Origin of the sequence: Methylomonas sp. TEB (genome assembly GCF_047777895.1) — a bacterium.
Classification (GTDB): Bacteria; Pseudomonadota; Gammaproteobacteria; order Methylococcales; family Methylomonadaceae; genus Methylomonas.
In genome coordinates, this window is the sequence record NZ_CP180476.1 from 1632052 (window position 1) to 1645254 (window position 13203).

Here is a 13203-nt window from a genome sequence, read left to right on the forward strand (position 1 = left end):
CGTTCGCTCATAAAAAAAGCGCCATTTGCGGCGCTTTTTTTATGTCTGCTCGATTTTCCTGTTTATGGATTAGTGCCGACGTCCGTACTTTTGCTCATCACTAATTGATTATTCGCTGTCGAACTAGCCGTTGTCGGCGCATGGATTTTGTCCAAGGCCTTTTTCAGTTGTTCGTCTTGGCCGTAAACGTCCGGGTAAAAACGTAACTGGTTTTGATGATCGACAAATGTCGTACCGTAATAAAACAGTACCGGTACCGAGCGTTTTAGCGTCACGTGGCGGGTTTTAGGGGCCGACATTGCTTGCTTGATGGTTTCTTTGTCCCAGCCGGCCTGATCACCCAAAACAAATTCGGCTAATTGTTCCGGCGCCGATACCCTCACGCAACCGTGGCTTAAATCGCGACGTGGGCGGTTAAATGCGGCATGGCCTGGGGTGTCGTGTAAATACACGTCGGCGGTATTGGGAAATACGAACTTAACCCGTCCTAACGGATTTTTCTTGCCAGGCCGCTGGCGCGCGCGTAAATAACTGCCACCGCCTTTCTCTTCACTGTTTTGATGTCTTACCAGTTCTATTTCCTGGCTGGCTAAATAGCCTTGGTTATTGGCTGCTTTGGGAAGTATTTCTTTTTCATAAATAGTTTTTGGAATGTTCCAGTAAGGCATAAATTCTAAATACTTCATTTCTTCCCAAAGTACCGGCGTTTGGTTGCTCGGGGATTTCCCTACTACCACTTTCATGTTCAGCGGGTTGGGATCGTCAACTGAATTGAACGCCCATAACTCAAATGCCGGGATATTAACCACAATCATTGGCCCGTCGGTGGTGTCCGGAATCCAGCGCGCGCGCTCCATGGCTAGCGCGATCTGGGCGATTTTTTCGCTCGAAGATTGATTGAATAATGCCGCAGTGGCCGAGCCAATCACGCCATCGGCCGTTAAACCTTGTTGTTGCTGAACCTTTTTGACGGCGGCAACCAAATCGTTGTCGTAAGTTTTACTGTCGGCGGCATTATTATTGTCCAGTAAGGCCATGTCCCGTAGCCGTTGGCGCAAATGCACGATATGCGGATGTTTATCGCCGGGACGTAGCATTTTGCCGGGCTTGAATTCCTGAGCCCCCGTTTGATTTCCCAACTGCTGTAAGCGGGTGAAAATTTGTTTGAGTTGTTGGTATTGCTTGGTTTTAGGCTCAAACTGACCGACTACCTCGGTCAATGTTTGCGCTGCCAAGTGTTGTTTCAACAAGCCAGCCAAGTCCAAAGCGGGTTTGGGGGCGATGTGTACCGGATACTCAACATCGCGGGGATCTACTTGGCCGTGCCGCAAATCGTGTAGATAACGCACCAAAGACACGGTCAAAGCCACATCGTATCCCGCAACGGCCGCACTATCCGGATTTGGCTCATTGATCAGCTGTTTCAGGCGGTCAACATCATAATTGGCAGGATTCAACGCATCATTGGATGCATTGTTTAATATGCTCAATAAATCGTTAAGGTTTTTTTCCGAGCGATTTGCCGTAAACCAGATCGGTTGAAATTGAGTGCTCAGGTAGATTTGGCTAACAAGTTCGCTAACGCGGCTAAAGTCGGCGCGTAACAACAGCGGATGTCGTTTGCTAAGCAGAATGGCGCCAATCGGGTTGTCGGCAGGGATAGGATTAACGACTTCAGGAACGCTGTTTATCGAAGGCAGACTGGTTTCCGGCACTGTAGCTGGCATATCTGCGCTCCATGCCTGCTCCGTTCCCGCATAATAAATACAGGCCGCCAACGCTAACCTGGCATACCTATGGCGCGAATTTTTCAGGGCGTGCGATTGAGTTGTCATGGTTACACGAATAGGGTTCGAATTGGGTGTTTATTGTGCGCTTTGCGCTTAAGTCTAGCCGCAAAGCTAATCAATATAATGTTAGTCTAATTGTACCCTGTTATGACAACAATTGACGCGAAAAGCTTGCCAAAGCTTTGTAATGTGCGGTACCAGGAGAAGGGCGGGGTTGTTTTCAGAGTTCCCTACACCTCCTCCCCCGTACTTTAGCTTTCAAAAGACAGTTTATCGGCAAATGCCGCTTGCCAGTCGTGGCTGAATTTCTCAACGGCGGTGTCGGTAGCGGGTGTGGTCAAGATTTGCTGGGCAATGTCCAGCGGCAAAGTGACTGCGCCAACGCCAAGTTTTAACACCTGCAACACCTGATTGACATTCTTGAAGCTGGCAACCAAAAGTTTGCTGGGCAATTGGTAGCGGTCGATGAAGGCCTGCAAATCGCTGACGACAGCAATGCCGTCAAAGCCTTGATTGTCGATGCGGTTGAGATAGGGTGCCAGGTAATCCGCGCCATGCAGCGCAGCAAGCATCCCTTGCTGCACGTTGTAAATCGCAGTGGCTAATAGCGGGATATTAGCTTTTTTCAGCTGTTTGATAGCACTCAAACCAGCGGTATGCGCGGGTATTTTGACGATAATGTCGAACGGCAATTCATGAAGTTTATGTGCTTCCGCAATGATACCGTCAACCGAGTTACTAAGTACTTGCACATGAAACCGCGCCTGTGGGCCGATGATGTCTGTCAGCGCAGGTAGTAGTTCCTGTAGGCCCATACCGCTGGCGGCCATAATCGACGGATTGGTAGTAACGCCCGCCAAGGGCAAAGCTGGGCAAAGGTTTTTGATGCCGGCGACATCGGCGCTGTCTAAATAAATTTCTAACATGGAACGGCGTGTGGTTTTACGGATAAAAGCGGCCAGTATAACCAGTGCTGTTGCTTATCTTTAGAAAATTACCTCGGTAAATCGCGCTTTCGGTGTGATTACTTGCAGTTTTGCCAGTTGATCCAGCGCTATTTTCCCGGCAGGGCTATCTTCTACCAATAGAAATTCGCGTCTTTCTTCAGTCACTACATTCAGTGCCCGGCCCTCGACGATTCTTTGATCCTTTAATGTCAATCTAACCCGATAGCCGTATAGACAGGCAATTTCGATATAGTCGTGTAAATCGCAAGCGATTCGTGATTCGCTCATGGCATCTCCCCTTGAGTTTTTTGTTCATCGATCTTACCCTCGGTGTCTTCCATAGCCAATCATCTGGGGGCAAATTATTTTGGGTAGCAATTCATCTTCAAGACGCTTGGCGTCTATCGACATTTTGCGCGGCTTGGTCATGGTATTGATGACGTTGGATCATACTCGCGATTTTTTCAGCGACAGCCGTTTTAGTCCCACCGATCTGGATAAGACCTCAGTGGCCTTGTTTCTGACCCGTTGGATCACGCATTTCTGCGCGCCGGTGTTCGTGTTTTTGGCCGGCACCAGCGCGTATCTGTGGCAGAGTCGCCGGGGAGCGGATGCGCCGCTGAGCCGGTTTTTGCTGGAACGTGGCCTATTGCTGTTGGTTTTAACCTGCACCGTGGAAGCCTGGTCGTGGAATTTTCGCGCCGATCTGCGGCATATTGACGGCGGTGTGTTATGGGCAATTGCTTGGTCGATGATCGCCTTGGCCGGGCTGGTGAAGTTGCCGCTGGCTTGGTGTGTAGCCTTCGGTGCAGCCATGATCGTCGGGCATAATGCCTTCGATGCAGTCAAGCCAGCTGATTTGGGTGGTTTTGGTCCCTTATGGGCCGTGCTGCATACCGGTGACGATGTGCCGTTCGGTGACGGCTGGCTATTGAATCCTTACTATCCATTGATTCCGTGGATAGGGGTGATGGCGGTTGGCTTCGGTTTTGGAAACTTATTGATTGACAATGCCTGGCGCACACGGCGCCGGCTGTTTACTTTAGGTCTAACCCTGCTATGGGTGTTTTTGGTTTTGCGTTTCAGCAATGTTTACGGTGACCCCAAACCATGGCAAAGCTATCCGGACCCCGTATTTAGCGTATTGTCGTTTATCAACTGTCATAAATACCCTCCTTCCTTATTGTATCTGTTAATGACTTTGGGACCCGCGCTGCTGATTTTGGGGATGGCTGAGGGCAAGTCCGCGGAACGCTTCGTTGTTTTGCAGGTATTCGGCAGGAATCCGTTGTTATTTTATCTGCTGCACTTGTACCTGATTCATGGTCTGGCAGTATTGGTGGCGGCGGTCACAGACGGACCTGTATCAGCAATAATCGGTGGCGGTATTTGGGTGCCGGAGCTGCCGCAAGACTACGGCTATGGTTTGCCGGTGGTTTATGGCATTTGGGTGTTAGTGGTGCTAACGCTGTATCCGGTTTGCCGAAGTTTTGAAGCCCTAAAAGCCCACAAGCCTGATTGGCGTTGGCTCAAATACCTGTAACCTGCATGGCGTGTTATCACTTGAAGAAGGCTGACCATGACCGGCGGCAATTTTCCATTAAGTTTTCGCGGCAAGTTTGCCAGGGGCCAAAAGCCTTTGACCCGCACGCGGTAAAATTTTAAACCGCTATTAACCGGGTGTGGCTTCCTTAGCCTGCTTTTGCTTGTTCAACTGATTTAAAAAATAGCTTTGATAATTCCAGCCGGGACGGGGGGGCGGTGGTTGGTGAGCGAACGGCATAATAAACCTCTGGTGGTGCATTGATTAGGGATAAAAAGTGCTCCCGCTGGCTCAGCAACGATGCGCTGTATTGCTTTGATCGAGCTAGCGGGAGCATTAACTAGGAAATATTGAAACTAATCCACTGCGAGGGAGAATCTACCAGCGAAAAGCCGACAGGCAAGTGCGGGTAAGATTTTACTGCGATGAAATATGGTCCAATCTGCCTCGCCGTTCTGTCGATAAAGTGACTGACGGAACAGCGAGGCATCCTAGGTTTTTGCACGCTCAACCACATGACAGGCTGGCGAGCGGGGATTGACATAACTTAAGCGGCCGCGAAGCCGTCTACCTGCTCGCGGGGAATTTGCAGGCCTATCAGTTTTTCCACCAGGCGCAAGGCCTGATATTCGTCTTGCGATACCAGCGAAACTGCCTGACCGTTTTGTCCAGCTCGGCCGGTTCTACCGATGCGGTGCACATAATCGGCCGAAGAACGCGGTAACTCGAAATTAACCACATGCGGCAATTGGGCAATGTCGATGCCGCGCGCTGCCACGTCGGTAGCTACCAAAACGCGAATATCACCGGCTTTGAAACCGGCTAAAGCGCTGGTTCTGGCGCCCTGACTTTTGTTACCGTGTATCGCGGCGGCCTTGATATTGGCGGTGTTCAGTTTTTCGGTGAGTTTGTTCGCGCCGTGCTTGGTGCTGGTAAACACCAATACTTGTTGCCAGTCTTTGCTTTTGACCAGATGGGTTAACAAAGCAGTTTTGGCGGTTTTACTCACCGTATAAACCCGCTGCTCAATGGTCTCGGCAGCGGCGTTTTCCACAGCGACTTCGATTTTGACCGGGTTGACCAGTAAGTCGCCGGTCAACTTGCGAATGTCAGCGGAAAAAGTTGCGGAAAACAACAGGTTTTGGCGCTTCTTAGGCAGCATAGCCAGGATTTTGCGGATGTCTTTGATAAAGCCCATGTCCAGCATGCGGTCGGCTTCGTCCAGTACCAGCATTTCCACCTTATCCAGTTTGACGGCGTTTTGACTGACCAAGTCCAATAGCCGACCCGGCGTTGCGGTCAAGATGTCCACGCCGCCACGTAAACGCATCATTTGCGGATTGATCTTCACGCCGCCGAATACTACTTCCGACTTTAAACGCGGTTGCTGATGCGCGCCGTATTTATTAACGGATTCGCCCACTTGTGCGGCGAGTTCGCGGGTCGGCGTCAGTATCAGCGCACGGACTGGGCGGTTGCGGCCATGGCTGGTTTGCGCCAACCGGTGCAGGATCGGCAAAGTAAAACCGGCAGTTTTGCCTGTGCCGGTTTGCGCGGCGGCGAGTAAATCGCGGCCGGTTAATACGGCGGGTATGGCTTTGCTTTGAATAGGGGTAGGGGTGGTGTAGCCGGAATCGGCAATTGCTTTAATTAAAGCCTCGGATAAACCGAGATTGGAAAATGGCATTAAGGATCTCAAAGGGGAAAATAAGGGGAGAAATCTATGTGCGGCAGTAATGCTGACGCGATGTCCGCCCGGGGACTAAGGGAATTACATATTGAAGTTGAACTTTCAGCCTGCAGTCTATCACGGTTACTGGTTTAAGGTTAGGAAACCCGTGTTAGCTTGATCTGACGCTTGTTCGTTGCGGCGAAATTGATGCACAAAAGCCGTGTTCAAATTGCCAAACTGGCCAGATCGATCGCTATCCCGCGGATTTTCTCCGCTGCGCCCAAATGATTGGCGATGCGTATGTCGATTTGTGGATGCATATCGCGAATTCTTTGCACTTGTTCGGGAATATCGATGCTCACGTGGCGTCCCGCCGACAGGAAATACGGCATCACGACAATCTGCCCTGCGCCATTGGCTATTTGTTGGTGTAAGCCTTGGGCAATAGTGGGTTCGGCGATTTCTAGAAAAGCACAGTCTATTGCGGTGAAGCGGGTAGGCGCAAGCCGCAGTTGTTCTATCAGCTCGCGAATCTGAACATTGGAATCCTCCCGGCGGCTGCCGTGCGCTACCACTAGTAAATGTGTCACCGGACAGCCTTATTCGATGTCGATATGAATTTCATTGCGGCGTAAGGCAGGTAAAGTCCAAGGCGGATCATAGGCCGCCGAACGCGCGGCAGATAGGGCAGTGAGCTGTTGTTGTTCGATCCAAGCCATCAAGAGGCGGCTTTTTTCATTGATTTTTTCCAAAATCAGACTGCCGGAATAGCGCAACACCGCGACTTTTTTCGCGGGTAAAGCTTTGATAGTCACTTGGGGATCGATTGGCGTTGGTAAGGTTTCGAGGCTATAGCCGGCCGGCATCACAAAAGCCATAGTCCATTTATTATCGACTGCCTGCTGTAACACTGGCGCGGTCATAGGGATGTGTTCGCCGGCATTTTCCCGAAACACCGGGGCGGTCATGGCCATCTGTTGCTTTTGCTGATTCCCACCAAAAGTATAGCCGGCCAAGCGATTGAAACCGATATTGCCGGCTTGCGCGTAATCGGCGTCGATCACGGTTTCGGCAATCAGCAAGGATGGATATTGCCTGATTTGCACGTCTCCCTGTTCCGAGAGCAATTGGTATTGCGGTTCCGCGCTGCTTCTAATGCCCATCACAGTGCATCCAGTCAAAATCAGGCTGCCGAGTAGTGCTAAGGGGGTTTTCATGTAAACGAGTCTCGTCAGATAGAGTCATGTTTTTCCATGACCGGAGCGAATGCTGCAACTGGCATCTTGGCAGGGTTTGGCGCCAAACAAAGTACCTAAACGTAAACGGTGCCGGGCAAACCCTGCATACAGACGGTCAAACAGCGGTTTTAGCAGAGGCCAGCGGGTGGCAGCCATCAGCCATCCCAAGCCGACAGCGCTGTATGCAGCGTAAAATACCGGCATGCCCTTGATTAAGCGGCCATCGGGGTTCACGCCATGGATTTCCGCCATCAATTCGTCCAGCGATTTACCATAGTGCGCCGGATTAAACCCCTCGGCATGAATATCTTGCAAACCCAGCTTGTTATGCTTGTTTCGCGACTGTAACCAGTTCACTTCCTTCCGGCAAATGGGGCAGCGACCGTCGTAAAGTAGCGTGAATTCGTGTTGGCTATTCATGAGGCTGTTCCGGGAAGTGGTGTTAGCGAGTTTGTTTTATCCCGGCTGGCGACTCAATAGCCCTGCAGGTCTGTATTGATTTGTTTTTTATTTTCACAATGTTTGCGCAGTTTACATTCGCTGACGCAAAAAAGTCCCCTCGCGATGCGGGACTCGCGCAGTCGGCGAGAAACTCGAATCGAAGGGGATTACGGGCTATCAAGCACCCCTCTGAGGACGGAACGTGTGTCAGGAATCAACAAATTTAGCACTCCGCAATCTACCAGCGGATGTGGCGGAAGCAAGGGGGCGAATGCTAAAAAAGGTAGGGTGATCTCGCCACATTCCCGCTTTCTGGGCGGCAGGGACAAAAACGATGTTGATAGGCTATTCCAGCGATAGTTCCCGTTTTATTGTTTATGAAAAGGGAATTATGAATAACTTAAATGGCTAATTGTAAATTTTCGACAGGGGATTATAGTGAAGCCGTAGTTTAAAGCCACTGCAAACGCTTGATGCAGAGCAGATAAACGCTTCAGGTAAGCTTAGGAAAAACAGTATTGCCTATCCTCAGTTTACTGTGGGTATTTGGAACTTTTCGATGGATGAGTTGGTTATATCTACGCTGTCGTTCGCTGCTGCGAATTTTCAGAACTTTGATTTTTGTTGGACCCGCTAGTGCTTTATGTTTTATGTGTGACCTCCCTCGTAAGCAGTGACTCCGGCACTGCACACTCTATAGCCTCTATCGTGGTATTCGGTAGAGGCTTTTTTTTATCTACATGACGGGCTATTTGCTCCGTACGTGGTAAATCGCGTAGCCGGCAAAAAACATGGTTAAGAGGTAAATTGTCACTGTAATCATTTTGTACTCCTGGTTATCTTTATTGTTGTGCGGCATTTATAACAGAAATCCGGGTACATAATCCGGTAATTGCTTTGGCAACAGCTTTTGCGTGTTAGTGTTGTCGGCGCTGATCGGGGTTTTCCACAAAAACTGTGGATAAGCTTGTTGGTATGCTGGTAAAAGTCTGCGCAAGTCGCTGTATTTAAGCAGGCGCTCGCCAATTGGCTATTAATTGACCACGGTTACTTGATTCATCAATTACTCAACACCGAAAATCGATAGCTGCAACCTTTGTTTGCCGATCATTTTGACGGAAATTTTTCTAAGCTCTTAGCTGCTCTTCGCCTAGAATGTCCAATCTGCATGGCAAACTTTCAGGATATTTTATGCAAATTCTTGGTGTGGATATTGGCGGTTCGGGTATCAAAGGTGCGATTGTCGATACCTTAACGGGCGAACTGGTCTCCGAACGGCACCGGATCGATACGCCGCAGCCGGCAACCCCGGAGGCGGTAGCCGCAGTGCTGGCGCAGTTGGTATTGCATTTTGGCTGGACCGGGCCCATTGGCTGCGGTTTTCCGGCCGCGATTCAACAGGGCGTGGTGCGCACGGCGGCGAATATCTCCAAGGCCTTTATCGGCACCAATATCGATAAATTGTTTTCAGAAGCCACTAACTGCGAGTGTCACAACTTAAACGATGCAGACGCCGCCGGTATCGCGGAAATGCATTTTGGCGAGGGTGCGGGCCAAGTGGGTGTAGTCTTGTTGATTACCATCGGCACCGGCCTGGGGACCGCGCTGTTTACCGATGGACATCTGCTACCCAATACGGAGCTGGGTCATGTGTATCTGGAAAACGGTCTGGAGGCCGAGCGCTTCGCATCTGATGCCGCGCGTAAACTGCAAGATTTGGGTTGGAAAGCTTGGGGTAATCGCTTCAACGTTTATTTGAATACGATGGAAAAACTGTTCTGGCCCGATCTGATCATTTTGGGCGGTGGCGCGAGTAAAAAATTCGATAAATTCAAAGAGCAGATAGCCATAAAAACCCCGGTCAAGCCCGCCGCTTTTTTGAATCAAGCCGGTATCGTCGGCGCGGCGCTGTATGCCAAATCCAAAGTTGTCTGAGCAATGGCGCTTGAGTCCCAAACAGTATTCACAGAAACGGCAAAACCAGGGCTTTTTCAAGTAGCCGTTAATACTTCCATCTTTAATAAATTCTGTTTCCAAGTCGCCTTGACTATCGAATCACCTGCGGTAACCTGATTCTCATGAGGTTGCCGGTGGTGAAAAATTCAATTTTTTCCGTGAGAGCAATCAGACAAGATAGTCGGCAGCCTCATATTTTCCATATGTAGTAAAACTAATTTTCTGACTTGTTGCCTTGCAAGCTTGCCGGAGATTAGCGCAAATCATGGGTGGTGCTGGTGACGCAAGCCTCTAGGTCGGGAGATAGCTAGAGGCCCGTCATCAGTATCATTCCTGGTAGTTTCTTTATCCCCAAATGACTAAAACGCCATGTACCAGCGTTTAAGTTGTTCCAACGCCAAGTGCCTTTACTGCCCAATCCCGCCCGTGTACCATGCTGCGAACTATCGCGCCGATATTGCTGATGGATGTGCCGGCGCCGTTATCAACCGCCGACCGAAGCGAGAAAACTCATGACAACGCTCAATATCAACGGTAAAAGCCGCAAGATAAATCTGCCCGCTGACACACCACTGCTTTGGGCGCTGCGCGACCAATTAGGGTTGACCGGCACCAAGTATGGCTGCGGCATGGCATTGTGCGGCGCCTGCACGGTACATATCGATGGCGAGCCGACTCGCGCTTGTGTCACGCCTATTTCGGCTGCGGTGGGCAAAAAAATTGTCACTATCGAAGCGATAGAACACGATCAGACCGGTAAGAAAGTCCAGGATGCTTGGTTGAATCTAGGTGTGCCGCAATGCGGCTATTGCCAGGCCGGGCAAGTGATGGCCGCTACGGCCTTGCTCAAAAATCATCCGCAACCCAGCGATGCCGATATCGATAAAGCCATGAGCGGTAACCTGTGCCGTTGCGGCACTTATCCGCGGATCCGCGCAGCGATCAAGCAGGCCGCCGGTTTGCCGGAGGTGCAATCATGAAAAACTCAGCCGAATTTCTGCAAGCCAATAACAAGCCAAGCGATACCGACGACGATTATTTGATCGACAACGTCAGCCGCCGGACCTTTATCAAGCAGTTTGCTTTGAGCGGCTTTGTGTTGGCCGTTGGCCTGCCTACTTTGCTCAGAGCCGACGAAGCCGCCGCGCCCGCAGCCGCCGGCAAGTTCGGTGCCGACGCGATGCCGCACGGTTGGGTCGATAATCCTTTGGTGTTCGTGGCTATCGCCGCCGACGGTGCGGTAAGCATCATCTGCCACCGTTCCGAGATGGGGCAGGGCATACGCACCAGCTTGCCGATGGTGGTGGCTGACGAGCTGGAAGCCGATTGGTCCAGGGTGCATGTCGTGCAGGCGCCTGGCGACGAAAAGCGCTTTGGTAATCAAGACACCGACGGCTCACGCAGCATGCGCCACTTTTTCATGCCGATGCGCCGGGTTGGCGCGGCTGCCAGACAAATGCTGGAAGTTGCGGCAGCGGCGCGTTGGCGCGTGCCGGTAACAGAAGTCCGCGCTGAGCAACACCGGATACTGCACGTCCCCAGCGGCAAAACCTTGGGCTACGGTGAATTAGCCAAAGCGGCGGCAAAATTGCCGGTGCCGGCCCGCGACAGCTTGCGTTTGAAGAATTCGGCGGATTTTCGTTACATCGGTAAAGGTCGGCAAGGCCTTTACGATGGCCGCGATATTGTGTCCGGACGCGCCATTTACGGCATAGACACCCAGCTGAAAGGTCTGCTGTACGCCGTCGTGGCGCGGCCACCGGTATTGGGCGGCACAGTTTTAAAATTTGATGCCAGCGCCGCACTGAAGGTGCCGGGTGTGGTAAAGGTCGTTGAACTGCCCAGCAGTCCGCTGCCGGCCGAATTTAATCCCTTGGGTGGCGTCGCGGTGATTGCCAGTAATACCTGGGCGGCTATTCAGGGGCGCAACGCCTTAAAAATCGAGTGGAACAACGGGGAGCATGCCTCCTACGATTCACTAGTCTACAAAGCCGAACTGGAAGCCGCCGTCCGCCAACCAGGCAAAGTGGTGCGCCAGCAAGGCGATGTTGATGCCGCATTGCAAGGCGCGGCCAAACGCCTGGAAGCGGAATATTATTTACCGCATCTGGCGCAAGCGCCGATGGAACCGCCGGCCGCGACGGCCCGTATCGTCAAGGGGCATTGCGAAATCTGGACCTGTACCCAGGCGCCGCAATTAACCCGGGATAAAGTCGCCAAATGGCTGAAACTGCCGGAAGACAAAGTGACTGTGAATGTCACGCTACTGGGTGGCGGGTTCGGTCGTAAATCCAAGCCCGATTACGTCATCGAAGCGGCCTTGTTATCGCAAGCGATGCAAGGCAAACCGGTGAAATTGACCTGGACCCGCGAGGACGATTTGCATCATGCCTATTTCCACACAGTGTCCTTGGAGCGTTTGGAAGCGGGGTTGGATGCGCAGGGTAAGCCGGTAGCCTGGTTGCATAGAACCGCGGCACCGAGCATTTCATCTACTTTCGGACCGGACAGCAAGCAACAGATGCCGGTGGAATTGGGGATGGGCGTGATTAACGTGCCGTTTGCAATCGACAATCTGCGCATCGAAAATCCGCCAGCCGCCGCGCATACCCGTATCGGCTGGTTTCGCTCGGTATCCAATATTCCGCATGCGTTTGCAGTGCAGTGCTTTGTGGCGGAAATGGCGACCGCGGCGGGACGCGATCATCGGGATTTTCTGCTGGATTTAATCGGTCCGGCGCGGCGTATCGATCCGACCAGTTTGGGCGACACCTGGAATCACGGTGAATCGCCTGCGCTTTATCCGGTCGATACCGGCCGTCTGCGCCGCGTGATCGAAACGGCCACTCGCGAAGCCGGCTGGGGCCGTAAGCTACCCAAAGGCCAAGGCTTGGGGTTGGCCGCGCATTACAGCTTTGTGACTTATGTGGCTGTCGTTGTGGAAGTGGCGGTGGATGAGGCCGGCAAATTAAGCATCCCCAAAGTCGATGTGGCGGTGGATTGCGGACCGCAAGTCAATCCGGAGCGGATTCGTGCGCAGATCGAGGGTGCTTGCATCATGGGTGTCAGCTTGGCGACGCTCGGTGAAATCAGCTTTAAAAACGGCGCCGTGCAGCAAGACAATTTTCATGCGTATCAACTCACGCGCATCGACGACGCGCCGCGCGAAATCAAAATACATCTGCTGCCACCCGCGGAATTTGATACACCCTTGGGCGGGGTGGGCGAACCGGGCGTGCCGCCGATTGCGCCAGCACTATGCAATGCCATTTTTGCCGCCACCGGGCAGCGGATTAGGCAGTTACCGATAGGCGATCAGCTGCTGAAAGACTGAGAATTTATGGGCATGGCTGTGAGCTGAATTAGCTTGCCGCACCCGTTTAAAGCTTTGGTAAAACCGGTCGATAAATGGATGCCGGCCGAAACATGGCGGGTACTATTCAATCCAGAGGAGATAAATCATGTCATCCGTATCGGGAGTAGGTTCAACACCGTATTTCCCTATCACCAACCAAGCGAAACAGCCCGCAGCCAATCAGCAACGCCGCCCGTGCAAGCGGTTGTGAAAGACACAGATGGCGATAATGATGCAAGAATAGGCAGCAAAATCGACACC

11 protein-coding genes are annotated in these 13203 nt (G+C 51.8%); 4 read left to right on the plus strand and 7 right to left on the minus strand.

Going from position 1 to position 13203, the window contains the following annotated elements; translation table 11 throughout:
* Positions 1-62 precede the first annotated feature (62 nt).
* The 3 genes from ACMXD4_RS07425 to ACMXD4_RS07435 form a co-directional block, all read right to left on the minus strand.
* A complete protein-coding gene (locus ACMXD4_RS07425) occupies positions 63-1727 on the minus strand; it encodes a L,D-transpeptidase family protein (RefSeq protein WP_415880333.1) in 1665 nt (554 codons plus the stop codon).
* A 314-nt stretch (positions 1728-2041) separates the two neighbouring features.
* Complete coding sequence (locus ACMXD4_RS07430) at positions 2042-2716, minus strand: transaldolase family protein (protein WP_101055035.1); 675 nt, start codon at positions 2714-2716, stop codon at positions 2042-2044.
* A 60-nt stretch (positions 2717-2776) separates the two neighbouring features.
* A complete protein-coding gene (locus tag ACMXD4_RS07435) occupies positions 2777-3025 on the minus strand; it encodes a Rho-binding antiterminator (RefSeq protein ID WP_101055037.1) in 249 nt (82 codons plus the stop codon).
* Positions 3026-3104: 79 nt separating this feature from the next.
* Between ACMXD4_RS07435 and ACMXD4_RS07440 the strand changes: the two genes are divergently transcribed.
* Positions 3105-4280: a DUF1624 domain-containing protein gene (locus ACMXD4_RS07440; protein WP_171696007.1), complete on the plus strand. Its 1176-nt coding sequence runs from the start codon at positions 3105-3107 to the stop codon at positions 4278-4280.
* Positions 4281-4827: 547 nt separating this feature from the next.
* Here ACMXD4_RS07440 and ACMXD4_RS07445 read toward each other — a convergent pair.
* The 4 genes from ACMXD4_RS07445 to ACMXD4_RS07460 form a co-directional block, all read right to left on the minus strand.
* Positions 4828-5967, minus strand: a complete 1140-nt coding sequence (locus tag ACMXD4_RS07445; protein ID WP_415880334.1) for a DEAD/DEAH box helicase — start codon at positions 5965-5967, stop codon at positions 4828-4830.
* Between the two features lie 209 nt (positions 5968-6176).
* Entirely contained in the window at positions 6177-6542 is a 366-nt protein-coding gene (locus ACMXD4_RS07450) for a sirohydrochlorin chelatase (RefSeq protein ID WP_171696005.1), read from the minus strand.
* Between the two features lie 9 nt (positions 6543-6551).
* Positions 6552-7169 carry an SOUL family heme-binding protein gene (locus ACMXD4_RS07455; protein ID WP_415880335.1) on the minus strand — a complete coding sequence of 206 codons (618 nt, stop codon included), beginning with the start codon at positions 7167-7169 and terminating at the stop codon, positions 6552-6554.
* Between the two features lie 24 nt (positions 7170-7193).
* Positions 7194-7610: a thiol-disulfide oxidoreductase DCC family protein gene (locus ACMXD4_RS07460; RefSeq protein WP_415880336.1), complete on the minus strand. Its 417-nt coding sequence runs from the start codon at positions 7608-7610 to the stop codon at positions 7194-7196.
* Between the two features lie 1212 nt (positions 7611-8822).
* Between ACMXD4_RS07460 and ppgK the strand changes: the two genes are divergently transcribed.
* From ppgK to ACMXD4_RS07475, 3 genes are all read left to right on the plus strand, one after another.
* Positions 8823-9566 carry a polyphosphate--glucose phosphotransferase gene (ppgK, locus tag ACMXD4_RS07465; RefSeq protein ID WP_415880337.1) on the plus strand — a complete coding sequence of 248 codons (744 nt, stop codon included), beginning with the start codon at positions 8823-8825 and terminating at the stop codon, positions 9564-9566.
* 533 nt (positions 9567-10099) lie between these two features.
* Positions 10100-10567, plus strand: a complete 468-nt coding sequence (locus ACMXD4_RS07470; RefSeq protein ID WP_415880338.1) for a (2Fe-2S)-binding protein — start codon at positions 10100-10102, stop codon at positions 10565-10567.
* Complete coding sequence (locus tag ACMXD4_RS07475) at positions 10564-12921, plus strand: molybdopterin cofactor-binding domain-containing protein (RefSeq protein ID WP_415880339.1); 2358 nt, start codon at positions 10564-10566, stop codon at positions 12919-12921. Before ACMXD4_RS07470 ends, ACMXD4_RS07475 begins: the two co-directional genes overlap by 4 nt.
* The last annotated feature ends 282 nt before the right edge of the window (positions 12922-13203 follow it).

Coding starts and splice junctions, on each gene's coding strand:
- ACMXD4_RS07475 (WP_415880339.1), top strand. CDS start 10,564: ATGAAAAACTCAGCCGAATTTCTGCAAGCCAATAACAAGCCAAGCGAT.
- ACMXD4_RS07430 (WP_101055035.1), bottom strand. CDS start 2,716: ATGTTAGAAATTTATTTAGACAGCGCCGATGTCGCCGGCATCAAAAAC.
- ACMXD4_RS07455 (WP_415880335.1), bottom strand. CDS start 7,169: ATGAAAACCCCCTTAGCACTACTCGGCAGCCTGATTTTGACTGGATGC.
- ACMXD4_RS07445 (WP_415880334.1), bottom strand. CDS start 5,967: ATGCCATTTTCCAATCTCGGTTTATCCGAGGCTTTAATTAAAGCAATT.
- ACMXD4_RS07425 (WP_415880333.1), bottom strand. CDS start 1,727: ATGCCAGCTACAGTGCCGGAAACCAGTCTGCCTTCGATAAACAGCGTT.
- ACMXD4_RS07435 (WP_101055037.1), bottom strand. CDS start 3,025: ATGAGCGAATCACGAATCGCTTGCGATTTACACGACTATATCGAAATT.
- ACMXD4_RS07470 (WP_415880338.1), top strand. CDS start 10,100: ATGACAACGCTCAATATCAACGGTAAAAGCCGCAAGATAAATCTGCCC.
- ppgK (WP_415880337.1), top strand. CDS start 8,823: ATGCAAATTCTTGGTGTGGATATTGGCGGTTCGGGTATCAAAGGTGCG.
- ACMXD4_RS07460 (WP_415880336.1), bottom strand. CDS start 7,610: ATGAATAGCCAACACGAATTCACGCTACTTTACGACGGTCGCTGCCCC.